We start from the raw sequence: 23,950 nt of genomic DNA on the forward strand, positions 1-23,950 counted from the left end.
TTGTCGCAAGGTTTTTTGCTTTTAATAACCCTTTTTTACTTTGTGGAAAAGATCAGGATAGTTGGTGAACACTCCTGTTACGCCCCAATCAAGCAGGCGATGCATATCAGCTTCATTATTGACTGTGTAAGGGTGAAGCAGGAGGCCGTGGCTGCGGATCATACGGACGTTTTCTTGATTTAAAGCTTTATAATCCGGGCCCGCACCGACAGCGTATGTTTTGATTTCTTCCAGGGCAGCATCTGTCATTGACGCCATTTGTTTGGCTTCCAGCAATTGAACGGTCGGCAGTTTTGGCTGTAATTGATGGACTTTTACCAGACTTTCTTTGCTGAACGATTGAATGATCACCTGGCCTGGCTTAGAATGCTTCCCCAGTAATTTATGTTTCTGCAAAGAAGCGATCAGTTTTTCTTCCATACCTGGGTAGGTGTCAGGCGATTTTGTTTCAATGTAGTAGTTCGCGTGCTTTCCGAAACGGTCTAATACCTCTTCTAATGTAGGAACTTTAAGGCCGACGTACTGCGGCTTTGCTTTTTCCGGATAGGCTTCATTAAACCAAGAACCGGCGTCAAGCTTCTTAATGTCTGCGAGCGTATGGTCTTTCACCCAGCCCGTTCCGTTTGTGGTACGGTCCAGTTTTTCATCGTGCATGACAATCAATTTCCCGTCTTTTGTCATTTGCAGATCTAATTCAATATAATCTGCTTTCATTTTCTGAGCGGTTTCGTAAGACAGAATCGTGTGCTCAGGCACATATCCAGAAGCCCCTCTGTGCGCGACGGTCAGGATACGGTCAGGTGACAGCAGGTTTCCTTTTGACGCTGCCGACACTGGCGTTACCATAAATGAGAGTAAGCCCAGCGACAGAACAAACAAGGCCAGTATTCTATTTTTTCTCATGATTTCTCCTCCTTATAGATAAGCACTACCTGTCTTTCATATTAAAAAACGGATGTAAACGGCGTGTTGGAAAACTATTAATCTTTTATGTGTCTTTCTTAAACATGCTCTGCCCGTTTTCCTGTATTCCACGTCAAAGCCAAGAAGACGATGGCAAGAATGCAGGAAGAGATCAGCATGATAAAGCCGCCGTTCCAATTAAAGCGGTCAACGACAAAGCCCATAATGGCGTTTGCGAAAGCGGATCCGCCGATGTATCCGAAAAATCCGGTCAAACCGGCTGCAGTTCCGGCTGCTTTTTTCGGTGCTAGATCAATCGCTTGCAGGCCGATCAGCATAACAGGTCCGTAGATTAAGAAGCCAATGCTGATCAGGGCGATATTGTCTACGAGCGGATTGCCGGCCGGATTCAGCCAGTACACCAATACGGCAATGAAAACACCCGCCATAAACAAAACGCCTGCCGGTGCCCGGCGGCTTTTGAAGAATCGGTCACTGATCCAGCCGCACAAGATCGTTCCCGGTATGCCTGCGTATTCGTAAAGAAAATACGACCAGCGCGAGTCTTCAGGAGAAAAGCCTTTGGCTTCTGTTAAGTAAGTAGGCGCCCAGTCAACCACGCCGTATCGCACGAAATAAACAAATACATTGGCAAAAGCGATGTACCAAAGAAATTTGTTGTTCAGCACATATTGAAAAAGAATTTCTTTTGTTGTTAATTCTTTTTCCTGATTTTTAAAAGCGTGTTTTGGATAGTCATTCCGATACTCTTCAATTGGCGGGAGTCCGCAGGATTGAGGTGTATCACGAACCAATAAAACAATTAAAAATGAAATGATAATGGCGATGATGGCAGGGAAGAAAAACACGCTTTTCCAAGTGACGAACATCGCGATCCCAAGAGTGACAAGCGGAGCAAGAATACCGCCGCCTATGTTATGGGCGACATTCCAGATCGACATTTTTGTGCCGCGTTCACTTATGGAGAACCAATGGGCCATCGTCCTGCCGCATGGCGGCCAGCCCATTCCTTGAAACCATCCGTTGATAAACATAAAAATAAACATGATGGTGACGCTCGAAGTCACCCAAGGCATTGAAACGAATAGAATATTAACGATTGCTGATAAAAATAGGCCTGTCGCCAGAAAATATCTCGGATTACAGCGGTCAGACACCATTCCCATGATGAATTTGCTGAAGCCGTACGCAATGGACACAGCGGCCAGCACCAAACCCAGTTCTGTTTTCGAAAATCCCTGTTCCTGCAGATAAGGAATGGCAAAGGCAAAGTTTTTCCGCAGCAGGTAATAGCCTGCGTAGCCAATGAAAATACCAATGAATACTTGCAGCCTGAGCCGTTTGTATGCCGCATCCATCTTTGAATCATCCAGTCTCTCAATGTGAGGAGCCGGTTTAAATATATTAAGCATTAACAATTATCCCCCTTTGCTGTTTGTGCTGGATGTGTGGCGTGCCTCCTTTCCCGAAAAACAAAAAGAGCCAGAAAACACCCCTTGTCAAAAGGGGTTGGATTCCTGGCTCTCCTCATCTCCATCCAAGCTATTAACTTATCATGATAGCGCTTTCTTAAATTATCATAGTCCGGAGCGAATGTAAACGGGTAATTTTCAAATTGGGCCTTAGGGAAGTAAATATTATCCTTTTACTAAATGCAGTTATGTTTTTTTACTAGTAACATAAAAATCTGGAGGGAGGCTGTTTAAAGGTGGATGAATTAGATATCGCATTCTTTATTTTGCCGTTAGGAATTATGCTGCTATCGATTGTCGGGACCTGTATTTGTAAAAACCCGTATCTGATGCCAATGCTTAGTTTGGTGATTTCTCTTGTGCTCACCTTTACCATTTTTAATGAATCATTTTTGGGATGGGCTGTTGTCTATAGCTTGGTTTCTCTGGCTTTATCCTATATCACATTGATTGTGGTAAGGAAAAGGAAGGAATCAGGAAATTAAAAAGACCTCACTTTCTAACATATCGTTGACTAAGGCAACTATATGTGATTATAATTGGCTTAGTCAACAATATTAGAAAGTGGGGATTGATTTGAAAACAAGAGAATCATCTGTCGGATTAAAATTCAGAAAGTTCAATCGATTTTATACAAACGTCCTTGGTTTCCTTAATGAGCACATTTACGACAGCCCGTTTTCCTTAACAGAAACACGGATTTTATTTGAGATTTATAATACGCCTAATTGTACGGCAAAAGCTCTTCAGGATAAGCTGGGGCTTGACCGGGGATATGTCAGCAGGATTGTGAAGCAGTTTGAAAAAGAAGATTTGATCTATAAACAGAGGAGCAAAGATGACGCCCGCCAACATTATATTTTTGTCACAGAAACAGGAAAAACGATTTATAAAAAGCTGGAGGAGAAAGCCAACGAACAAGTAGAACTGATGCTGAAGGAAATCAACCAAAAGGAGCAGCACAAGCTTGCCGAGGCGATGGCAGAGATTGAAGCGATCCTTTCACAGTCGCTTTCTGCCAGAGCATCAGAGATATCGATTAGAGATTATTTTCTTTCGGAGGATCTTCAACTCCTTATTGAGAAACAAAGACAATTTTACGCGGAGGCTCACGGTTGGGATGACACGTTTTTAGCTTATCTTCAGGAGACATTTGACGCTGACATCGAAAAAATATGGATTGCGGAAAGCGGCGGGAAATTTGCCGGCTCTGTCGGGTTGGTCAAGCATGATGAAAAGACAGTCCAGCTCAGATGGTTTCTGGTTGATGCGGATTTTCGGGGCAGGGGGCTCGGCACGCAATTGCTGGAGCATCTGGTTGCATACTGCCAAGACATGAAGTTTGACCGCATTTTCCTTTGGACGGTGAGTACCATGGCTGAGGCTCGTCCGCTCTATGAAAAATTTGGATTCAAGATAAGTGAAGTGAAACAAGAAGCGCCATTATGGGGACAGCAGCTGACAGAAGAACGGTGGGATTTGGAGCTGTCATGAAAAGACTGCATTATGCTTGGGTCATCGTCTCCGTCACCTTCTTGATCTTATTGGCGGTTCAGGGGGTGCGGCTGTCGTTTGGTGCGTTTGTGGAGCCGTGGGAACGGCAGTTTTCAATGGATAGAAGCACCATCTCGCTGATTTCGACGATGAGTTTTATTGTTTATGGCATATCACAGCCTGTGATCGGTCGGCTTGTGGACAAATGGGGTGCCCGGGCTGTTTTGGCATGGAGTGCGTTACTGACAGGAGTCAGCATTTTCTTAACATACCTTGTGACTTCGCCTTGGGAGCTGTTTTTGCTTTACGGGCTGGGTGTCTCGCTTGGAGTTGGCGGAGCATCGAATGTGGCGGCAAGTGTATTGGTCGTCAATTGGTTCAGCAAAAAGCGGGGACTAGCCTTTGGGATCATGGAAGCAGGCTTTGGCGCGGGGCAAATGCTTCTCGTTCCCGGCTCACTCATGTTGATCCATTGGTTTAGCTGGAAGCTGACGGTTGTGGTGTTGGGACTGCTGTTAATCTTGATTGTCTTTCCGGCTGCGCTGCTGATGCTGCGGAACAATCCTTCAGAAAAGAATACAGAGCCGATAGGCGGACTGGCTGCATCAGAAAAAGAAACAGCACCCAAAACAACAGCTCTTTCAGTGGCCGGGATGTTTCGTATGAGGCAATTCTGGTTCTTGATTTTTCCGTTTTTGATCTGTGGTTTTACGACCGTGGGGCTGATGGATACCCATTTGATTCCGTTTTCTCATGATCATGGCTTTTCAACGACAGTCACGAGTGCTGCTGTCAGTCTTCTGGCAGGCTTTAATATTGCTGGCATCTTGCTGTCCGGAATTGTAGCGGACCGGTGGAGCAGCCGGAAAATCCTGTGCTTTTTATATGCGGTGCGGGCGCTGTCGATCGTAATTCTTATTTACAGCCACGAGCCCTACTTGCTTTTAGCCTTTGCGATTCTGTTTGGATTAGTGGACTTTGCAACGGTAGCACCGACTCAAATACTCGCCACCCAGTACTTTCAAAACTACTCGATCGGCCTCATGATTGGCTGGCTGTCACTCGCCCATCAGATCGGATCGGCACTAGGTGCGTATGTGCCCGGCGTCATCTACACGGTAACGGGTGAGTATACACTGGCTTTTTATTTGTCGATTGGAATGCTCGTGCTTGCGAGCGTAATGAATGTGATGCTGAGGGAGCCAGCGGCGGTTACGCGTGACAGTGCGGCTGTGGTAGACAAGTGATGAGAGCAGAGGATAAGCATCTCTGATTTGGGATTATTCAGAGATGCTTTTTTTGTATTTTTGTTCTAATACGAAGTCGATCATACCGACTATGCGGGCGTTTTCGGATTTTTGTTTGAAGTTTTGGGAGACTTGAATGGCTTTTGCGTTTTTAAAACAAGAGGCAAGCCAGATAAACCCGACAACAACAAAAAATAATCTAGCAAGTAAACTCCCTGCATGGGGTAATTCATTAGTTGTAAAATATAAAAATAGAGTAACTAATGTACCGTAGATTACTGTTTTTATACTATGTATAAGAGTTAGCTGAGGCTCACTAAAGAATACTTTTAGTTGATTCAGCATGATAGAATCCTGCTTGGTTAGAAAAGTCAGGATTTCTTTATCATTTTCCTTGTACTGTTTAATAGTTTCGGCCATTTTTACTGTCTCTTTAAATGTTTGTTGATTTAGAGTCATCCAGTATCCTCCTTAAAAGTAAAGCACTACATGAGGAATGATATAGATCCATAGACCCATGTAGTGCTGATATATTATTTATTTGCAGAAGGGAATAAAGCTAAAAACGCACTTATAAAAGCTACAGCTCCACCTACTGCTAAGGTTTCAGGTATAGCTGTTAGCAAGGCAGCAATTCCTAATACAGCAGCCACTCCAAATGTAATATGAGTGAGAGTAGATTCCCAATCTGGTGAGTATACTTCCTCAGTATCTGGTAAAGTAAAGTGCTTCTGTTTTATTTTAAACGTAATCGTAGTCGTTAGTCCAGTTGTGACATTGTCACCTACTGGAATATCAGGTGTATAGATTTTAATTTGAATGTTTAAAGATTCAGCTGTTGGATTTACATAAACCTCCAAATAACCGTTGCGTACTGATAAGCTCAGACTATTTAAAAGGTTTTGATAAGAGTCGATTTGTGACGCAGTGAGAGACGTTTGAGTGTCGCCCAATAAACCCGTGATATAGGCACCTGGTTTACCATTTGTAATGGTAATTGTGTTTGGTGAACCTTCACTTGGTATGGTTGCCAGAAGTGAAGTTGATAGAATAATATCCAACTCAGGTGATGTGAAAATGGTTTCTGTCGTATCAAATTCAAACATCGCGTTTGCCAGACTTGTTAGATTTTCTAAAGCTGGAATGGTAGATAAAATGTCTGTCAGTGTACGCAGTCTTGCATCATATACCGGATCAGACGGCGGATTTACATTGCTTGCACCTGAGTCTCTTCCTGAATACCCGTCTTTATCAATCCCGATGCTTCCAGAGCCGCTTCCGATGGTTCCTTCATAAAATTGATCAAAGGCCCAATTGTTTGGCATCGGATAGCCGAGATTGCCGCTAAATCCTGTTGACATATTTGCCACAAAACTATACTTTGTCATTCCTGCTTCTGATGTACGGATACAAATGTTTCTTGGTCCGTAAACCCCTATTTCATACTTAGGTGCGGTTGAAAATGTCTGCATTTTTGTAAATGCTGACTTAATCTCTTGGAAATAAGGAATGATTTTATCGGTCACTTCATAATCGTATGCATCAAAATCGACAGCGAAATAAATGGTCGTGCCTGACGGAAAACCTAATCTTCTAGCAGCAGAAGCGGCACTATATGCATCTCTTGTGCCTTGGTCTTTGACAAAATAAGAAGATTCATAGCCGCCGTCTTGATAAATTGGGAAAACCTTCAATCCGGCATCAAGAATAACTGCAAGCTCTTTAGATGTCAGGGCTTTTGATGTGAGGCCGCTGCTTGTCCGCACATTTCCGGTCAAATATCTGCCAACCGTTTTATAACCGTTATTCCGCAGTGTTTGAGCTTTTTCTGCGGTTATAATTGTAGCAGTGTCACAAGCAGAAGCGGCGCGAGTTGTGTCTCCTGAGCTTGATAATAAAGCTTTAATGGTTGGCATATCTGCATAACCTGTTTGCGGCAGGCACATGAACTCTTGAAATGCTTTAACAGCTGAAACAACACCCACACCATATTTGCCGTCAAACTCACCAGGATCGAACGATTTTCCGTTACAATAGAGGGCGTACTGAACAATTAAGACAAATCCTGTTCTTGAATCGCCGGGAGTTAAAGTAGGGCATAAACTTGTGGTGCCGTTTCCGAAAAATCCATTGGCAACACTTGTGCTCATGCCTTCTTCTTTTTGCAGGGCATAAATAAGAGCTTTATTTGTATCGCGGCCATACAGTCCGTCACAAGGCATTAACCCGATATAGTCATTGTAGTCCCGATTTAAGTTTTGTTGAATCTGGCGAATTCTTGAATCACCCCCAGACACCAGCTTAAAAGCGCTCATGTCTAATAAGGCTTTCATAATTAACGTGGTGACAATCCCATCCTGTGTTGTCAGTCCGGCAGCTTTTTGAAATTCTTTTACCGCATTTTCTGTTTTTTCGTAAAAGACGCCTGTAAAACCGCCGGGATTAAAGCCTTTACACCATAAAGCCCCTTGTAAAATAAAATTCATGTTGCTTGGTTTTGAATCCGGAGCTTGGCGTTTAAGAGGCTTAAATAAACGCTGTGTTGTCGGCCCGAAGTTATCGGCTGGCTCTGAGATACCCAATTCAATTTGAAGCGCCCGAGTCAGACCGTAGATCGTATCCCACCCAGTTTTCCCGCTTTCTTCTACAGGGTTATACCCATGTTTGCCGCTGTACGTATCGTTCAGCCATTGCTGTGTGATTAAGACCATTTCATCAACCATTTCGATTCCTCCTTTGTTAGATTGCGTTCATTTATAGGTGGCAAACGTAGGACAAAATAAAAAAAATGGATGCCGTTAAGCATCCATTTTACTTCCATTCTCCAACAGCTTCGCTTTCGGTTTCATCTCCGAGATGTAGAGGCCTAAAAGCGTAAGGGCGCCTCCTAGAAGAGCGATCCATGTCATGTTTTCATGCAGGATCAGGACGGAGGCGGCGATTGTGATAACCGGGACCATGTATATATAAGCACTGGATTTGACGGCTCCGAGCACGCCGACTGAATAATTCCAAGTGGCGAAGCACAGGGCCGAAGCGCCAATCCCTAAGAAAAGCATGTTGAGTATATTTGAAGCAGATGAAAATCGGCTAAGGTCAAAATGGAAGTCGAACAAAAATAAAGCGGGAACCATAAACAATAAACCATACAAAAATACTCTCTGTGTCAGCTCGATGATGTGGTGTTCGTAAGCGCTTAATTTTTTCATGAATATCGAGTATCCGCCAAACACGAGAGCAGCCCCGGCAGCCATGATGTCTCCGAGCGGATTTAGACGCAGTACGATATTGCCGTTGAACGTAATCAATAAAAGCCCGATCAGTGCCGAGCCAAATCCAATGAAAAAAGTCAGCCGCAGTTTTTCGCCTTCAAGCAGAAAATGGGCCAGCACCGCAGTGATCATCGGAATAATGGACACGATCATGCCGACATTGGATGCGTATGTATAGGTGAGAGCTATATTTTCTAATAGAAAGTATAAGGTTACGCCAAATAAACCAGCCCCGGCAAATAACAGCTCCTGCCGCCAATTCCTGAACGGAATCATTTTGGGACGGACGAGGATAAGAGCGATAAAGCCCATCAAAAAACGATAAAATAATATTTCCATTGGAGAGAAGTCAGCCAGCAGAACTTTTGTCGAAATAAAGGTCGTCCCCCAAATCAGAATGGTCACAATGGCTGCGATATGCCCCGAAGTTTCTCTTTGTATGTTCATCTGTGAAGCTCCTTTTCAAAAATCTTCATGTATTGCTTCGGCGTCAGCCCCACCTGCCGTTTAAAAAACTTCGTCATATGGCTCTGATCGCTGAATCCTGTCTGAAATGCCGCATCAATCGGCCTTACCCCTTGTTCAAGGAGTTTTTTCGCTTGATTAATCCGGATTGTTTCCATGTAGCTATTAGGGGTAATGCCTTTTTGTTTTGTAAATGAACGCAATAAATGATACTTGCTCCAGCCTGTTAATTCACTCAAATCATTGAGTGTGACATTTTCGGCATAATGCTCTTCTAAAAATTCACAAACCATTTTGACTTCGTCTGATGGTTCTGGAACGCTGCTAAGGAACGTGACATCTGAATAATGGCGGATCAGCTCTTCTAATAGATGAAGAAACAGCTCCTCCTTACGCAAAGCTTGTTTTTCCTCGGATATCAAAATATGCAATTCCTGCAGGCTGGCTGTCAGCTCATGGCGGAATAACACATGCTGGGAGAAATAAGGGAGATGCCCGGAGCCAGTAATCTCTTTCACCGCCTTCTCCATGATATCCGGCATAACATTGATACACCGATAATCAAGCGTCCGGCCGTCAATCTGTTCACAGCTATGCGTGTCACGGGGGTTAAAGAGGAGAAGATCACCTGGATTGATGATATATTCTTGATCCTGACAGGCCAGATACCGTTGCCCTTTTTCAATAAATCCAATCACATAATAATCGTGAAAGTGGTTCGGGAACTTTTGCATAATTCCCTTGAAACGGTAGGCTTCTATATGAAGGTGTGGGTCAAGCTGCAGTGTGCGGGTTTCATTTTGCATGGGATGCCTCCTGTCGGTGTGGTGGTTTTGGATTAAGTGTAGCATGATTTAGGGGGATTTCTTGTATGATGTTGCTGTTTAGGAATAGAGAAAGCAGACCGTTATTGGTCTGCTTTCGTTTAAGAATTTAAAAGATTTCATTCCTCAATAATAATTATCCCTTTTTTAATAAAAATTTATTTTTCAAATATTTCAGTTATAATGGTTTGGAACAGATAGGAGGGGCAAAGATGTATCAATCAAAGAAGGTTTTATTGTTAGGTTCAGGTGAGTTAGGTAAAGAGGTAGTGATTGAAGCCCAGCGTCTTGGGGTACAGACGGTGGCAGTTGACAGTTACGAGCATGCTCCGGCGATGCAGGTCGCGCATAACAGTTATGTCGTTGATATGCTGGACCCAGAGCAGATCAGAACCATTATTGAGAAAGAAAATCCGGATTTGATTGTGCCTGAGGTGGAGGCGATCGCGACGGATGAATTGCTGAAGCTTGAAGAGGAAGGATTTCACGTCATCCCGAATGCCCGTGCGGCCAAGCTGACGATGGATCGGGAAGGCATCAGACGGCTTGCGGCGGAAACGCTTGGACTTGCGACGGCTGGCTATGAATTTGCGAATACATATGATGAATTTATACAAGCGGCAGCACAGATCGGTTTTCCTTGTGTCGTTAAACCATTGATGAGTTCTTCTGGAAAAGGCCAAAGTATCTGCCGCTCTGAAGCGGATTTAGAGAGCTGCTGGGAGACGGCGATGGAAGGCGGACGGGTGAAAAACGGCCGCGTGATCGTTGAGGAGTTTATCCCATTCGAATCAGAAATCACACTCTTAACCGTACGTGCGGTTAACGGTACGGCATTTTGCGAGCCGATCGGTCATGTGCAAAAGGACGGGGATTATATCGAATCATGGCAGCCGCATGATATGACAGAGCAGCAAATAGAAGAAGCGAAGCATATTGCGAAAACGATCACGGATGAGCTTGGCGGATACGGTCTGTTTGGTGTTGAGCTGTTCCTTGCGAAAGATAGGGTATATTTCAGTGAGGTATCTCCTCGTCCGCATGATACGGGTCTTGTCACGCTGGTGACGCAAAATTTGTCAGAATTCGCACTGCATGTCCGGGCGATTCTGGGCTTTCCGATTACAGAAATCACACAGCTTTCTCCTGGCGCCAGCAGGCCCCTCAAAGCGCCGGAAGAATTAGCGGATTACACTGTTGAAGGATTGGAAAACGCACTGGCAGTCCCAAAGACTCAAGTGCGCGTCTTTGGAAAGCCGATAACGAAAGCCGGACGTCGTATGGCAGTTGCGCTTTCTGCTGCTGATACAGTTGAAACGGCAAGAGAGAATGCAAAGAAAGCGTTGGACCAGCTAATTTTAAAATAGAGTTTGAACAGGCCTTGTCATGGTACAAGGCCTGTTTTTTTCTTTCTCCGTAAAAGTTTTATCATAAGAATCAGAAACCCGATTATAATGTAAAAGTCTTCCATCAATACGGGTGGTTGACACTAAAGGAGGGAGATGACAAAATGAAATTAGTTCCAAGATTCAGAAAACAATGGTTCGCTTACTTAACGGTTTTGTGTTTGGCTTTGGCAGCAGCGGTATCTTTTGGCGTACCGGCAAAAGCGGCAGAGAACCCGCAAACTTCTGTTTCGAATACTGGTAAAGAAGCTGATGCTACGAAAAATCAAACGTCAAAAGCAGAACAGGTTTCCGCCCCTTATGAGGGAACCGGAAAAACAAGTAAATCGTTATACGGCGGCCAAACGGAACTGGAAAAAAACATTCAAACCTTACAGCCTTCGAGCATTATCGGAACTGATGAACGCACCAGAATCTCCAGCACTACATCTTTTCCATATAGAGCAACCGTTCAACTGTCAATCAAGTATCCCAACACTTCAAGCACTTATGGATGTACCGGATTTTTAGTCAATCCAAATACAGTCGTCACGGCTGGACATTGTGTGTACAGCCAGGATCATGGATGGGCTTCGACGATAACCGCCGCGCCGGGCCGCAATGGTTCGTCATATCCGTACGGCACTTATTCAGGCACGATGTTTTACTCCGTCAAAGGATGGACGGAAAGCAAAGACACCAACTATGATTACGGAGCTATTAAATTAAACGGTTCTCCTGGAAACACGGTTGGCTGGTACGGCTACCGGACTACAAACAGCAGCAGTCCCGTGGGTCTTTCCTCGTCAGTGACAGGATTCCCGTGTGACAAAACCTTTGGCACGATGTGGTCTGATACAAAGCCGATTCGCTCCGCTGAAACGTATAAGCTGACCTATACAACCGATACGTACGGCTGCCAAAGCGGCTCGCCTGTTTATCGAAACTACAGTGATACAGGGCAGACAGCTATTGCCATTCACACGAACGGAGGATCGTCATATAACTTGGGAACAAGGGTGACGAACGATGTATTCAACAATATTCAATATTGGGCAAATCAATAAATACAGCAAACTAGCCATATTCATGTCTATTTTGTTTTTATGCGGATGCAGTTCGCAGACGCATTCTTCTCAAAAAGAAACGACTATTCCTGTCACTCTTCATGTGGAGGATGCTAAGGGGCTGCCGGTCGCAGGGGTTCAAGTGACGATTGTCAAAGCGCCCTCTTCAGATGAGGAGCCGAGTACAGAGATTGGCGAGATACTTGGTAAAACAGACAAAAACGGAGATATCAAATGGGATACCGGCAGAAAAGGCGATTACTCAGTCGCGTTGACGAAGGGTGAAACATCAGTAACCCATCAGATCTCGTTAACAGAGGATAAAAAAGATCATGCCATTCCATTAGTCTTCAAAGAATAGCAGTTTCCTTGATTTTAAGGGAACTGCCTTTTTTATTTATTGCAGGAAACCAAACTATATACTGGAAATTTATTATGTGAGATAATAAGAAATAGGTATTTTTTCTTACGAGACAAAAGGGGCGTTATCCTTTATTTTATATCAATCAAACCCGGAGGAAAAAGAAGAAAATGATACAAGATTCAATGCAGTTTGCCGCGGTTGAAAGTGGTCTGCGCTTTTACCAGGCATATGATCAAAGCCTTTCTTTGTGGCCGATTGAGTCGGAAGCATTCTATGTTTCTACTCGTTTTGGAAAAACACATATCATTGCAAGTGGGCCAAAGGACGCACCTTCGCTCATTTTGCTTCACGGGGGCCTTTTCAGCTCTGCGATGTGGTATCCGAATATCGCGGCGTTGAGCCGTCAATTTCGTACATATGCGGTCGATATAATAGGAGACAAAAATAAAAGTATACCATCAGCAGCCATGGAAACGAGAGCTGATTTTGCAGAATGGATGAAAGATGTCTTTGATTCTCTTGGACTTGAGACGGCACACCTGGCCGGCCTTTCGCTTGGCGGCTCCCATATCGTGAATTTCTTACTCCGCGCGCCCGAAAGAGTAGAGCGGACGGTTGTTATGAGTCCCGCTGAAGCGTTTATTTCATTTCATCCGGATGTCTATAAATACGCTGCAGAGCTTACAGGGGAAAAAGGAGCTGAATCATATATCAAGTGGATCACAGGCAACAGTTATGATCTGCATCCTTTACTGCAAAGACAAATTGTGGCGGGCGTGGAATGGCAGGATGAGCAAAGGAGCCTGAAGCCGACAGAAAACGGCTTTCCGTACGTGTTCACAGACCAGGAATTGAAATCGATACAAGTCCCGGTACTGCTGATGTTCGGTGAGCACGAGGTCATGTACCATCAGCAAATGGCCTTTGAGCGGGCTTCGGTATTGGTGCCGGGAATTCAGGCTGAAATCGTAAAGAACGCCGGACATCTGTTATCTCTGGAGCAGCCAGAGTACGTCAATCAACGCGTCTTGTCCTTTTTATGCGGGGGGATAAAATAGTAAGGAACATGAAAAGATTGGCATTCATTTTTCAAAAGGTAACAAATGTTGTATAATAATAGAATTTGAATGCTGCTTTTTTTGGGAGCATTCTATGTTATCATGCTTATTGGAGAAAAATTTTTCCTGTAACGCTATTCGATCACTATCGTCAAATAATATAGATGGTTTTACAATTGGAGGTTTGGTTACACTGTGAATTACATCCCCTGTATGATTACGATAGGAAACTTCATTTGCGGATTGCTGGCGATTCATTCCTTGCTATATCACAACATTCATTCAGCAGTGCTTTTTATTTTTACAGGCATGTTCCTTGATTTCTTTGACGGGATGGCTGCTCGTAAGCTGAATGCCGTTTCTGATATGGGGAAAGAACTGGATTCGTTTGCCGATCTGGTTACGTTTGGGGTGGCTCCTTCTATGCTTGCTTACAGTGTCGCGTTGTATACCCTGCCATTTATCGGGATCTTATGCGCATTGACGTACAGCATTTGCGGAATGCTTCGCCTCTCTAAATTTAACATTGAACAAAGCAAGCTCCCGACATTTATCGGTATGCCGATTCCGTTTGCGGGCATGTGTCTCGTTATTCTAAGCTTCACCTATAACCCGATCCTTCTGGCAATCGGCACTTGCGGACTTTCATATTTAATGGTGAGTAAAATAAAATTCCCTCATTTTAAAAAACATGCGGCAGAAAACCTGGAGTCTGGGAGATGGAATTAGTTCAGCAACTCATAGCGGATTACGGTTATCTCGCTATTTTTTTGATGTTGGTATTAGGGATTGTAGGATTGCCGATTCCAGATGAAGTAATGATGACCGTTGTTGGCTATTTCACGCATACCGATGTGTTGAATTATGAGCTTTCGATATTGATCAGTTTTGTCGGGGCTTTGTTAGGTATGCTGATCAGCTACATGATTGGCAGAAAAGCCGGACGCCCGTTTATCGATAAGTACGGCAAGTGGGTCGGCTTAAAAGAAAAGAGAATGATGAAAGTGGAAAAATGGATGAAGAAATACGGTCCATATTCTCTTATTTTAGGTTATTTTATTCCCGGCGTCAGACATGTGACGTGCTACTTTTCGGGGATCGGCAAAATGGATCTGAAAACGTATGTTGCGTTTGCGGCAATCGGCGCCTTTTTGTGGTGCTTTGTTTTTATTACAATCGGAAGGGTTATAGGGATTATTCATGTTTAATACGGCTGTAAAGATTCTGTATCGATCATTGATAGAGCTGACGAATCATCGTCTGTCATCCTATCTGATTAAAGGATTTTGCGAGTCGAAAATCAGCAAACCGGTCATTCCGCTTTTCTCAAAACATTTTCGGCTGAATTGGGATGATGTGGACGGTACGGCTGCTGATTACGGATCGCTGTCCGAATTGTTCATTCGACAAATAAATCTGGAGCGGCGCCCTGTGTCAAAAGAGGCGCATGCGGTGGTCAGCCCTGTTGATGGTGTGGTTCAGACGGTAGGAATCATCAACCCGAATCAAACCTTTACGGTGAAGGGAAAAGATTACTCATTCGCTGAGCTGACCGGCTGTAAAAGCGCAGACCATCAATACAACGGCGGTTACTTCGTCGTGCTGTATCTAAGCCCGAGGCATTATCACCGTTTCCATTCTCCGATCAGCTGCAGGTATCAAAAGCTGGCCGAGCTCGGAAATCGCTCATACCCGGTAAATCAACTAGGCTTAAAATACGGGAAAGATGTGCTGTCGAAAAATTATCGGTTTGTGTACGAGCTGAATAGCGGCAGCCGAAATGTCCTGATGATTCCTGTCGGCGCGATGAATATTAATTCTATCGTGCAGACGAGCACCCGTGCTGAATTGGAGATCGGCGAAGAGCTGGGATACTTTTCATTTGGCTCAACCGTCATTTTGATTTTTGAAAAAGACGCGTTCCAGCCGTCCGCCCATTTAGCAGAAGGCCAAGAAGTTCAAGTCGGAGAACTGATAGGTTACGAAGAGTAAGAAGAGGAGCTTGCATAAACGCAGCGCCTCTTTTTTTTGAAGAAAGGTGAGACTTATGGAGAAACAAATCATCAGCTGGATTACAGATTATCAGAACACCGGAGATGAAGCCGTCCTGCGGCAAGTGCGAGAAGTGTGCTGGCCGATCGTTGAAGCGGTTTTGCAAGAGAAGGCAATAGATGATGAACAAGCGAACAATTTGCGCGAAAAAGGAATCGAGCGGTTTCCATTCATCATCAGCAAATACCAAGCGGATGTGCAGCTTCCGGTTGAGACATTTTTACGAAATACGTATCGGTTTTACTTTCATCAGGTGATGAGAGAATCCAGCTAAAGCTTCTTTCAACAGAGAAGCTTTTTTTGTTGGCAGGAAAAGGAAACTTTTTCTATATCTATCTCGTAATGACTAGAGAACCTAGCAGAAAAGGAGAGATAGAATTGAAACGAATGATAGTGAGAATGACCCTGCCGCTGCTGATTGTCTGTCTGGCGTTTTCTTCTTTTTCAGTCTCTGCACGTGCTGCTTCTGAAGAAAAATATTGGGATTCATGGATTGAACGACATGCACAGCCACTGGATGCTTCCAATGCTTCAAACAAAGACCTTCGATTTCTAAAGAAGGTGCTGAAAGGGAAACGAATCGTTCAGTTAGGGGAAACGACACACGGCGCTGGTGAAATCAACGCCACAAAGGTCAGAATGATCAAATATCTCCACGAAGAGCTGGGATACGATGTATTGGCATTTGAGTCTGGCTTTCCTGATACAAATGCATCCTACCTTAATATGGACCAATTAACCCCTAAAAGCACGATGAAAAACTCCATTTACGCTGTATGGCACACAGAAGATGTCGTTGAATTGTTTGATTACATGAAAGAGCAAAAAGAGAAAGGCGATCCGCTGATCCTTACCGGTTTTGATATTCAAAGCATGAAGAATTCATTCAATGATGCTGCGACTCATTGGGTAAAAGCGGTGGACCCTGAGAAAGCAGAGTTGCTCTCCCAATCAGAAAATGATTTTTCAACATTAGTGACAGACAGCAATACGTTTGATGAATTTTCGCAAAAGAAGGAAAAGCTTGTGAAAAACTATCAGAAGCTGATCAAGTTCACTAAAACACATGCTTCAGAGCTAAAAGAAAACCTTCCAAAAGAGCCGAAAGCTTATGAGATGTTTATGCATTCTCTTCAGCTGAGAATTGACGTAATGGAAACGTATATGCTGGAAGAAATGAAAGAAAAACTAGAGGAGTATCCGGAGAATATTGAGGATTTTTCATTCTTTATGAGAGACCGCATGATGGCTGAACAATTTCAGTGGGTAGCTGACACCCTTTATCCGAAAAAGAAAATCATTGTCTGGGGCCACAATTACCATCTACGCAAACAGAATACGAAGATGATAAAGGACTGGGTACAGCTAAACGGCCCTAACATGGGTGATTATTTGCCGGAGCAGCTGAAAAAACAAACATATACGATTGGCATTTATGCTTACTCAGGTGCGAGTCTTGATAGCTCCGATAATAAGACTGTTAAGCCGGTTACAAGCCCGCCGCCGTCTGAGAGCCTTGAAGCTTTGCTGAAAGCGGCGGACCGACCGGCTGTTTTTGTTGATTTTCTCCATACAAAAAACAAGAAAGGCACTTCGTGGATGTATACCCCCCGCACAGCACTCTATTGGGGATTCACAGAAGAGCAGATGATCCTTAAGGAACAATATGACGGTGTCATTTGGCTGGAGCATATCACGCCATCTGTCATTATCAAGTGAGCGGTGTCCCCTGTGCTATAACAGGTGGAGTTCACCTTTTGTTTGATAGTTTTCAGATAACTACATTGATTAGTAAATGAATGGAAAATACTTGTGTGCCGTGAGAAACCCTTGTGCCGCTTAGGTTTGTAAGAGCTTGGATATTTTTATCAGTCTGGGCGGATCTGTTCATCTTTGCGGCATTTTCCTGTATGATATAGTAAGAGTGTGCATAGCAACTAACTATAATTGAACAGGGTGTTTAAAACATGGAAAAACAATACAGAGTATTACTTTACTATAAATATGTTCCGATTGAAGATCCAGAGGCGTTTAGAGAGCAGCATCTGGCTTTTTGTAAGGAGCTTGGTTTGTTAGGCCGTATCCTTGTTTCTTCTGAAGGAATTAACGGTACGGTATCAGGTACGGTCGAACAGACTGAAAAATATATGGAAACAATGAAAGCTGATCCTCGTTTTGCGGACATGGTATTTAAAATTGATGAAGCAGAAGGCCATGCCTTCAAAAAAATCTTCGTCCGTCATAAAAAAGAGCTTGTAACGCTTCGTCTTGAAGATGATGTCGATCCGAACGAAACAACAGGCCAGCATTTGAAGCCTGCAGAATTTTATGAGAAGATGCAGGATCCAAACACAATTGTCATCGACGCGCGTAACGATTACGAGTATGACCTTGGCCATTTCAGAGGTGCGGTCCGTCCTGACATCGAAGCCTTCCGCGAATTACCTGAATGGATCGAAGAACACAAAGATATGCTTGAAGGCAAAAAGATTTTAACGTACTGTACAGGCGGCGTGCGCTGTGAAAAGTTCTCAGGATGGCTGGTGAAGCAAGGCTTTGGAGATGTAGCACAGCTTGACGGCGGAATCGTGACATACGGAAAAGATCCAGAGGTGCAAGGCAAGCTTTGGGACGGCCAGTGCTACGTATTTGATGAAAGAATCAGCGTGCCTGTCAACCGTGTCGAGCATGTGATTGTCGGCAAGGACTACTTTACAGGAGAACCGTGTGAGCGTTATGTGAACTGCGCAAATCCATCTTGCAATAAAAAAATGATATGCACACCGGAAAATGAGTATAAATATATGCGCAGCTGCAGCCACGAATGCCGCACGAACCCAAGAAACCTGTATGTGAAAGAGCATAATATGACAGAAGAAGAAGTAAACGCAAGACTGGCAGCGATTGAAACAGAAGATCACGCTGCTGCTGAATAAAAAAAGAACACCTCGTATTGAGGTGTTCTTTTTTTCTATATGCTTTCAGTTTGGCTGTTTGCGGAAACCCATTCTTTTTGGCGGAAGGCCTTTTCCCATTTTGATACCACGATACAGGCGATCGCATGTCCCGGTACGTTCACGCCCGTTCTCGCCATGTCCATGACGCGGTCAACACCCGCGATAATGGCAACGCCTTCAGCCGGCAGTCCTACAGCATTGGCAGTCGCCAGAAGAACTACAAGCGATCCTGAGGGTACAGCTGCAATGCCTTTACTGGTCATCACAAGCACAAGCATCATGAGCAGCTGCTGGGACAATGTCATGTCTACTTGAAAGGCCTGTGCGAGAAAGATACAAGAAACTGATAAATATAAGCTGGAGCCGTCACAGTTCAATGACAAGCCGGAGGGAACGACAAATGATACCACTCGTTTGGGACAGCCGTATTTCTCCATTCTATCCATCAGCTGAGGGAGAATGGTTTCAGTGCTGGTGGTGGAAAATGCAATTAAAAACAGATCCCATATCATTTTCAATACTTCGAAATACTTAATCTGAAAGATGAGACCGACAAGCGGAAAGAGGACAAAGAGGATCAGGAACAGGCCAAGGAATACGGTGCCAACCAGCTTAAACATAGGGAGGAGGAGTTCAATGCCATATTGGCCCACAGAAGCAGCCATCAGGGCTAACACGCCGATAGGAGCAGTGACCATGACGATTTGCGTGAGCTTGAACATAATCTGAGCGGTAGATTCAAAGAACTTCATTACTGGTTCAGAAGCTTTGCCGATACCAGCGGCGGCGACACCAAATAAAATGGCGAAGAAAATAACAGCAAGCAAATCATTTCTGGCCATGACATCAATAATGTTTGTAGGGATAATATCCAGGATCATTTGCTTGAAATCAACAACTTTGTCTGTGTAGCCGGAAAGTTCATGAATATCTTTTTTTGCCAAATGGGAGAGGTCAAGCCCGACACCTGGTTTTAAGACATTCGCTAATAAAAGTCCAAGCCCTAATACCAACGTTGTAATCACTTCGAACCAAATGATCGTCTTGATACCGAGGCTGCCCATTTTTTTCATGCTTCCGCTTCCTGCGGCTCCAATGACAATGGTAGAAAACACAATCGGCACAACAATCATTTTAATCAGGCGGATAAATCCATCTCCGACAGGTCTCAGTGCCATCCCGAAATCAGGAAAAAAGTGGCCGATCAATGCGCCGACAGCCAAAGCGATTAAAATTTGAAACGCGATTAATTTTTTCAAATGAATCCCCCTTTAGAACGATAGAATTTAGGCATATTCATATCATTCGTGATTCAAATGCAAACACCTTTTTTCAAGTTATTTTATTTTGACAGCGCTTTCATTATGTTGGCGAAAAAGTCCCCCGCAGCAGGGGGGACTTTTTTACTTCATTTGAATGTGCTTTAGATCTTCTTCAGAGGTATTTGTGAAAATAACCGGTGTTATGGCTGAAGCGGCATGCTGCTTGATGTAATCGAGATCAAGGGTGAGAAGCAGTTCGCCTTGTTTGACGGCTTGTCCGCTTGTGACATGTGCTTCAAAGCCTTCCCCATTCAGTTTGACGGTATCAACGCCGACATGAATCAGGATTTCAGTGCCGCCGGCGCTCATAAAGCCGATGGCGTGTTTTGTCGGAAAAATCGAGACGATCTCGCCGTCCGCAGGTGCAACGACTTTTCCTTCTGATGGTATAATCGCAAATCCCTCGCCCATCATTTTTTCTGAAAAGACTTGATCAGGCACATCCCCTAAAGAGACTGTTTCTCCTTTAATCGGATAAATAAAGGTCTCACCGGAATCGGGCTTCTGCGGTTTGTCAGTTACCGTGTCCAGCGTGGCGGCGGTGGCAGGGACGCCTCCGGCCATGATTGTTTTGATGTCGTCTTTTAAGGCATCGGACTTGGTTCCGAATATTGCCTGGAAGTTGTTGTTGACCTCCAGCACACCTACTGCACCAAGCCGTTTTAATTCATCCTTGCTGACTTGGCTTGGCTGATGAACGGTCACACGAAGCCTTGTGATACACGCATCCAGGTTAGCGATATTTTGCTGTCCGCCCAAGGCCTGCAGCACGTGAAAGGCAAGCTGGTCTTTTGCAACTGGAGCTTTCTCCTCATTCTGACGGTCTTCATCTGTCTCACGGCCGGGCGTTTTCAAATTCCATTTCAGAATCGCAAATCGGAACAAATAATAATAAATGAAAGCAAACACGATCCCGACAGGAATGACAACCCAGCCGTTTGTAGACAGTCCGTAGTTCAAGACGTAGTCAATTCCGCCGCCTGAGAACGTATAGCCGTGGCGGACATGGAATAAATCACAAACGACAAAGATGACGCCGGCAAGAATAGAGTTAATCAAATAGAGCACAGGCGCAACGAACAAGAAAGAAAACTCAACCGGCTCTGTAATTCCGGTCAGCATAGATGTGAGTGCCGCAGAAATCATCACGCCGGAGATCATTTTTTTCTTTTCCGGACGCGCGGTATGGATAATGGCAAGAGCAACTGCCGGCAGACAGAAAATCATGTAAGGGAAATCCCCCATCATAAAGCGCCCGGCTGTCGGGTCTCCCGCGAAAAACCTTGTCAGGTCTCCGGTTACGGTGTTGCCTGTTGATGGGTCTGTGTATTCTCCCATCATAAAATAGAAAGGCGTATAAAAAATATGATGCAGGCCAAAAGGAATCAGCAAACGATAGATCGTTGCATAAAAGAACAGGCCGACTGTTGAATCGGCAATTAAACTGCTGGCTGCGTTAATTCCGTTTTGGATCAGCGGCCAAACGAATGAGAAAATGACGCCGATCACCAATGAACTGACGGAAGTAATAATCGGGACAAAGCGTTTTCCAGAGAAAAATCCAAGGACCGGATGCAGCTCGATTGATGAAAATCGCTTATATAAATAGGCGGCGAGAAGCCCGATGATGATTCCTCCGAAAACCCCCATATCAATCAGGTGCTCGGCTCCTTCATACGGAGGCTGAAGGCCGAGTAATTTTCCCATATTGTCGAGGGTGACGGTTAAAATTAAGTATCCGATGACAGCGGCAAGTCCGGCTACACCTTCTCCGCCGGCTAATCCGATCGCGACCCCTACGGCGAAAATCAGCGGGAGATTATCGAATACAACGCCGCCTGCATCCTTTATAATAGGGATGTTCAGTAAATCCTTGTCTCCGAAACGGAGCAAAAGACCTGCTGCCGGCAGGACGGCAACCGGAGTCATCAACGCGCGGCCAAGCTGCTGCAGAATTTGAAATGCCTTTTTAAACATGACAGTCTCCTTTTATTGTTTTATGAGCATGGTGCACTCTTTAATTTTTGAGCTGCTTTATAATCGGCGATAACGGTTACATGATTGTGTTTTTGAAGAATGGAGGCTGGTACTTCTGTCGTGACAGGACCTTCAGCCATCTTTTGAATAGCGTCTGCTTTTTCCTCGCCGCTTGCTAAAAGCACAATATGTTTGCTGAATTCCATGATGGTTTTAATGCCCATTGAAATCGCGAGTCTCGGCACCAGCACCGGATCACCGCCGAAGAATCTGGCATTTGCCTGTATCGTGCTTTCCGAGAGCTTCACAACACGTGTCCGGTCCTCAAAATCAGATCCCGGTTCATTGAAACCGATATGGCCATTGGCGCCGATGCCGAGAATTTGGACATCAATGCCTCCCGCCTGGCGGATGAGATCCTCGTATACTTTGCATGCCGCCTCAAGCTGCGGATTGTCTCCTTGCGGGATATGAATATGATCAGGCTGCATATTGATATGCTGAAAAAGATGCTCATGCATAAAATGGTTATAACTTTGCGGATGAGATGGAGAGAGACCAGCATATTCATCCAAATTAAATGTAGTAACCTTTGAAAAATCAATTTCGCCTGCCTGATAGTCTGAAATCAACTGCTTATACAAGCCGACCGGTGTGCTTCCTGTTGCCAGGCCGAGAACGGCATCTTTCTTAGCTTGTATTTGTTCTTTAATAATGGCAGCGCTTAACTTACAGAGTTCTTCGTAGTGCTCGGCGATCAGAATCTTCATGTGACACCCCCTCAAAGAGATAGACAAGCACCTTATTTGTTATGACCAATTTATGATACTTGTCATTACGAATTTAGCACCGCCCTTATCAAACTGTCAATATTAATTTCTGAAAATTTGTTATAAAAGAAGGATACAAATCTTTCATATTGGGATGGCAAATGGTATTATGGTCTCAATTAAAAAGAACGGAATGCATACAGAATGGGGAGAATGAAATGACAGCTTTATATTCTGTTATCAAGTTTAAAATCATTGAGTTAATTAAATCGGGCAAATATCAGGCGAATGATCAGCTGCCGACGGAGAGTGAGTTTTGCGAACAATATGATGTCAGCAGAACAACTGTGAGACTGGCTCTGCAGCAGCTAGAGCTTGAGGGATATATTAAAAGAATTCAAGGAAAAGGGACATTTGTATCGGCGGCAAAAATACAAACGCCGATTCCGCATAAGATTACGAGCTTTGCAGAACAAATGAGAGGCCTTCGTTCTGAATCAAAAGTGCTTGAGCTTGTGGTGATTCCTGCCGATCACTCCATTGCCGAGCTTTTGAAAATGAAAGAGAATGAACCTGTCAACAAGCTTGTCAGAGTCAGATACGCCGAGGGGGAACCTTTGCAGTATCATACCTCATATATTCCCTGGAAGGCGGCACCGGGGCTGGCACAGGAGGAATGCACCGGCTCGCTGTTTGAATTGTTAAGGACAAAATACAATATTGAAATCAGCAGGGGCACGGAATCGATCGAACCGATTTTAACGGATGAAACGATCAGCGGCCACTTATTAACCAATGTCGGAGCGCCTGCGTTTTTATCAGAATCCCTTACCTATGATAAAAATGAAGAAGTGGTGGAATATGCGCAAATTATTACCCGGGGAGACCGAACGAAATTCACCGTAGAACAGTCATATCATTCATAAAGCAATGTGTTTTAAGAAGGGAATGGTGGTTCTATGTTTTTATTGACGAATGGAAAAGTGCTGTGGGGAGCAGTGATTGCTGCATTCATCCTTTCAATTGTATTTTACCCTTCTCTGCCGACGCAGATGCCGATTCATTATGATGTTGCGAACAGTCCGAATCTGACGGTTAACAAGCTGGCGGGGACTGTGATGCTGCCTGTTTTGATGGTGGTGTTTGCATGGGCGCGGAAGATCAATTGGCAATTAGTGTTCGCAGTGTATATTTTGCTGATTTGCCACATTGTCGTCCTTTGTTTAGCGGTCTAAATCAAACAGCCAGAATAAAACTGGCTGTTTTTCTTTAATTTCAGCTTCATCTGACAATGAATGTG

The 23,950-nt window shown here is 44.3% G+C and carries 24 protein-coding genes; 15 read left to right on the forward strand and 9 right to left on the reverse strand.

Annotation, left to right across the window (positions count from 1 at the left end; translation table 11 throughout):
• Positions 1–21: 21 nt before the first annotated feature.
• Both NX903_RS00730 and glpT read right to left on the reverse strand, forming a co-directional pair.
• The gene (locus NX903_RS00730) at positions 22–903 is read right to left on the reverse strand and encodes a glycerophosphodiester phosphodiesterase (protein ID WP_024571596.1); all 882 of its coding nucleotides are present in this window, start codon (positions 901–903) and stop codon (positions 22–24) included.
• Positions 904–1,001: 98 nt separating this feature from the next.
• Positions 1,002–2,336 carry a glycerol-3-phosphate transporter gene (glpT, locus tag NX903_RS00735; protein ID WP_003246460.1) on the reverse strand — a complete coding sequence of 445 codons (1,335 nt, stop codon included), beginning with the start codon at positions 2,334–2,336 and terminating at the stop codon, positions 1,002–1,004.
• Between the two features lie 296 nt (positions 2,337–2,632).
• On the opposite strand from glpT, the gene NX903_RS00740 reads away from it, so the two are divergent.
• The 3 genes from NX903_RS00740 to NX903_RS00750 all read left to right on the forward strand — a co-directional run bounded on the left by NX903_RS00740 (position 2,633) and on the right by NX903_RS00750 (position 5,137).
• On the forward strand, positions 2,633–2,881 hold the full coding sequence (locus tag NX903_RS00740) for a YbeF family protein (protein ID WP_015715167.1): 249 nt from the start codon (positions 2,633–2,635) through the stop codon (positions 2,879–2,881).
• A 91-nt stretch (positions 2,882–2,972) separates the two neighbouring features.
• Entirely contained in the window at positions 2,973–3,890 is a 918-nt protein-coding gene (locus NX903_RS00745) for a bifunctional helix-turn-helix transcriptional regulator/GNAT family N-acetyltransferase (protein ID WP_024572723.1), read from the forward strand.
• Positions 3,887–5,137: an MFS transporter gene (locus NX903_RS00750; RefSeq protein WP_086344560.1), complete on the forward strand. Its 1,251-nt coding sequence runs from the start codon at positions 3,887–3,889 to the stop codon at positions 5,135–5,137. The genes NX903_RS00745 and NX903_RS00750 overlap by 4 nt, the downstream gene beginning before the upstream one ends.
• 33 nt (positions 5,138–5,170) lie before the next feature.
• Here NX903_RS00750 and NX903_RS00755 read toward each other — a convergent pair whose 3' ends face one another.
• From NX903_RS00755 to NX903_RS00770, 4 genes are all read right to left on the reverse strand, one after another.
• Positions 5,171–5,596, reverse strand: coding sequence for a hypothetical protein (locus NX903_RS00755; protein ID WP_017694975.1), 426 nt, complete (start codon positions 5,594–5,596; stop codon positions 5,171–5,173).
• Positions 5,597–5,670: 74 nt separating this feature from the next.
• A complete protein-coding gene (locus tag NX903_RS00760) occupies positions 5,671–7,860 on the reverse strand; it encodes a glycoside hydrolase domain-containing protein (RefSeq protein WP_017694976.1) in 2,190 nt (729 codons plus the stop codon).
• Positions 7,861–7,935: 75 nt separating this feature from the next.
• Positions 7,936–8,856, reverse strand: a complete 921-nt coding sequence (locus tag NX903_RS00765; protein WP_086343389.1) for a DMT family transporter — start codon at positions 8,854–8,856, stop codon at positions 7,936–7,938.
• On the reverse strand, positions 8,853–9,680 hold the full coding sequence (locus NX903_RS00770) for an AraC family ligand binding domain-containing protein (protein ID WP_003246321.1): 828 nt from the start codon (positions 9,678–9,680) through the stop codon (positions 8,853–8,855). Before NX903_RS00770 ends, NX903_RS00765 begins: the two co-directional genes overlap by 4 nt.
• A 215-nt stretch (positions 9,681–9,895) precedes the next feature.
• Between NX903_RS00770 and purT the strand changes: the two genes are divergently transcribed.
• The 10 genes from purT (at position 9,896) to trhO (ending at position 18,560) form a co-directional block, all read left to right on the forward strand.
• Entirely contained in the window at positions 9,896–11,065 is a 1,170-nt protein-coding gene (gene purT / locus NX903_RS00775) for a phosphoribosylglycinamide formyltransferase 2 (protein WP_284690374.1), read from the forward strand.
• A 143-nt stretch (positions 11,066–11,208) separates the two neighbouring features.
• Complete coding sequence (gene mpr, locus NX903_RS00780) at positions 11,209–12,150, forward strand: extracellular metalloprotease Mpr (protein ID WP_015252930.1); 942 nt, start codon at positions 11,209–11,211, stop codon at positions 12,148–12,150.
• Complete coding sequence (locus NX903_RS00785; protein WP_024571582.1) at positions 12,113–12,511, forward strand: YbfJ family protein; 399 nt, start codon at positions 12,113–12,115, stop codon at positions 12,509–12,511. The genes mpr and NX903_RS00785 overlap by 38 nt, the downstream gene beginning before the upstream one ends.
• Before the next feature lie 170 nt (positions 12,512–12,681).
• Complete coding sequence (gene cesB / locus NX903_RS00790) at positions 12,682–13,572, forward strand: enantioselective carboxylesterase CesB (protein WP_086343391.1); 891 nt, start codon at positions 12,682–12,684, stop codon at positions 13,570–13,572.
• 195 nt (positions 13,573–13,767) lie between these two features.
• A complete protein-coding gene (gene pssA / locus NX903_RS00795) occupies positions 13,768–14,301 on the forward strand; it encodes a CDP-diacylglycerol--serine O-phosphatidyltransferase (RefSeq protein WP_014475661.1) in 534 nt (177 codons plus the stop codon).
• Entirely contained in the window at positions 14,292–14,780 is a 489-nt protein-coding gene (locus NX903_RS00800; protein WP_003234861.1) for a DedA family protein, read from the forward strand. The genes pssA and NX903_RS00800 overlap by 10 nt, the downstream gene beginning before the upstream one ends.
• Complete coding sequence (locus NX903_RS00805) at positions 14,773–15,564, forward strand: phosphatidylserine decarboxylase (RefSeq protein WP_003234858.1); 792 nt, start codon at positions 14,773–14,775, stop codon at positions 15,562–15,564. The genes NX903_RS00800 and NX903_RS00805 overlap by 8 nt, the downstream gene beginning before the upstream one ends.
• 55 nt (positions 15,565–15,619) lie before the next feature.
• Positions 15,620–15,898, forward strand: coding sequence for a hypothetical protein (locus tag NX903_RS00810; protein ID WP_021481898.1), 279 nt, complete (start codon positions 15,620–15,622; stop codon positions 15,896–15,898).
• A gap of 104 nt (positions 15,899–16,002) precedes the next feature.
• Positions 16,003–17,343 carry an erythromycin esterase family protein gene (locus tag NX903_RS00815; RefSeq protein WP_086343392.1) on the forward strand — a complete coding sequence of 447 codons (1,341 nt, stop codon included), beginning with the start codon at positions 16,003–16,005 and terminating at the stop codon, positions 17,341–17,343.
• A gap of 248 nt (positions 17,344–17,591) precedes the next feature.
• A complete protein-coding gene (gene trhO, locus NX903_RS00820; RefSeq protein ID WP_086343393.1) occupies positions 17,592–18,560 on the forward strand; it encodes an oxygen-dependent tRNA uridine(34) hydroxylase TrhO in 969 nt (322 codons plus the stop codon).
• Positions 18,561–18,595: 35 nt separating this feature from the next.
• Here the strand turns inward: trhO and gltP are convergent, their stop codons facing one another.
• From gltP to nagB, 3 genes are all read right to left on the reverse strand, one after another.
• On the reverse strand, positions 18,596–19,840 hold the full coding sequence (gene gltP, locus NX903_RS00825) for a glutamate-aspartate/proton symporter GltP (RefSeq protein WP_086343394.1): 1,245 nt from the start codon (positions 19,838–19,840) through the stop codon (positions 18,596–18,598).
• A 144-nt stretch (positions 19,841–19,984) separates the two neighbouring features.
• Positions 19,985–21,880, reverse strand: coding sequence for a glucose-specific PTS transporter subunit IIBC (gene ptsG / locus NX903_RS00830; protein WP_086343395.1), 1,896 nt, complete (start codon positions 21,878–21,880; stop codon positions 19,985–19,987).
• Positions 21,881–21,900: 20 nt separating this feature from the next.
• Entirely contained in the window at positions 21,901–22,650 is a 750-nt protein-coding gene (nagB, locus tag NX903_RS00835; protein ID WP_046380750.1) for a glucosamine-6-phosphate deaminase, read from the reverse strand.
• Positions 22,651–22,868: 218 nt separating this feature from the next.
• Between nagB and gamR the strand changes: the two genes are divergently transcribed.
• Positions 22,869–23,576 (forward strand): transcriptional regulator GamR, encoded by a 708-nt coding sequence (gene gamR, locus NX903_RS00840; RefSeq protein ID WP_003234841.1) that lies wholly within the window; start codon positions 22,869–22,871, stop codon positions 23,574–23,576.
• A 33-nt stretch (positions 23,577–23,609) separates the two neighbouring features.
• A complete protein-coding gene (locus tag NX903_RS00845) occupies positions 23,610–23,885 on the forward strand; it encodes a DUF1648 domain-containing protein (protein ID WP_064672058.1) in 276 nt (91 codons plus the stop codon).
• The last annotated feature ends 65 nt before the right edge of the window (positions 23,886–23,950 follow it).

Origin of the sequence: Bacillus sp. FSL R5-0576 (assembly GCF_038004765.1) — a bacterium.
GTDB lineage: Bacteria > Bacillota > Bacilli > Bacillales > Bacillaceae > Bacillus > Bacillus subtilis.

Bases quoted from the DNA above. Each gene is read 5' to 3' on its own strand.
- glpT (WP_003246460.1), bottom strand. From the start codon at position 2,336: ATGCTTAATATATTTAAACCGGCTCCTCACATTGAGAGACTGGATGAT.
- NX903_RS00800 (WP_003234861.1), top strand. From the start codon at position 14,292: ATGGAATTAGTTCAGCAACTCATAGCGGATTACGGTTATCTCGCTATT.
- NX903_RS00810 (WP_021481898.1), top strand. From the start codon at position 15,620: ATGGAGAAACAAATCATCAGCTGGATTACAGATTATCAGAACACCGGA.
- NX903_RS00805 (WP_003234858.1), top strand. From the start codon at position 14,773: ATGTTTAATACGGCTGTAAAGATTCTGTATCGATCATTGATAGAGCTG.
- cesB (WP_086343391.1), top strand. From the start codon at position 12,682: ATGATACAAGATTCAATGCAGTTTGCCGCGGTTGAAAGTGGTCTGCGC.
- NX903_RS00765 (WP_086343389.1), bottom strand. From the start codon at position 8,856: ATGAACATACAAAGAGAAACTTCGGGGCATATCGCAGCCATTGTGACC.
- ptsG (WP_086343395.1), bottom strand. From the start codon at position 21,880: ATGTTTAAAAAGGCATTTCAAATTCTGCAGCAGCTTGGCCGCGCGTTG.
- trhO (WP_086343393.1), top strand. From the start codon at position 17,592: ATGGAAAAACAATACAGAGTATTACTTTACTATAAATATGTTCCGATT.
- NX903_RS00750 (WP_086344560.1), top strand. From the start codon at position 3,887: ATGAAAAGACTGCATTATGCTTGGGTCATCGTCTCCGTCACCTTCTTG.
- NX903_RS00785 (WP_024571582.1), top strand. From the start codon at position 12,113: ATGTATTCAACAATATTCAATATTGGGCAAATCAATAAATACAGCAAA.
- NX903_RS00730 (WP_024571596.1), bottom strand. From the start codon at position 903: ATGAGAAAAAATAGAATACTGGCCTTGTTTGTTCTGTCGCTGGGCTTA.
- NX903_RS00845 (WP_064672058.1), top strand. From the start codon at position 23,610: ATGTTTTTATTGACGAATGGAAAAGTGCTGTGGGGAGCAGTGATTGCT.
- NX903_RS00770 (WP_003246321.1), bottom strand. From the start codon at position 9,680: ATGCAAAATGAAACCCGCACACTGCAGCTTGACCCACACCTTCATATA.
- nagB (WP_046380750.1), bottom strand. From the start codon at position 22,650: ATGAAGATTCTGATCGCCGAGCACTACGAAGAACTCTGTAAGTTAAGC.
- gamR (WP_003234841.1), top strand. From the start codon at position 22,869: ATGACAGCTTTATATTCTGTTATCAAGTTTAAAATCATTGAGTTAATT.
- NX903_RS00755 (WP_017694975.1), bottom strand. From the start codon at position 5,596: ATGACTCTAAATCAACAAACATTTAAAGAGACAGTAAAAATGGCCGAA.
- NX903_RS00760 (WP_017694976.1), bottom strand. From the start codon at position 7,860: ATGGTTGATGAAATGGTCTTAATCACACAGCAATGGCTGAACGATACG.
- mpr (WP_015252930.1), top strand. From the start codon at position 11,209: ATGAAATTAGTTCCAAGATTCAGAAAACAATGGTTCGCTTACTTAACG.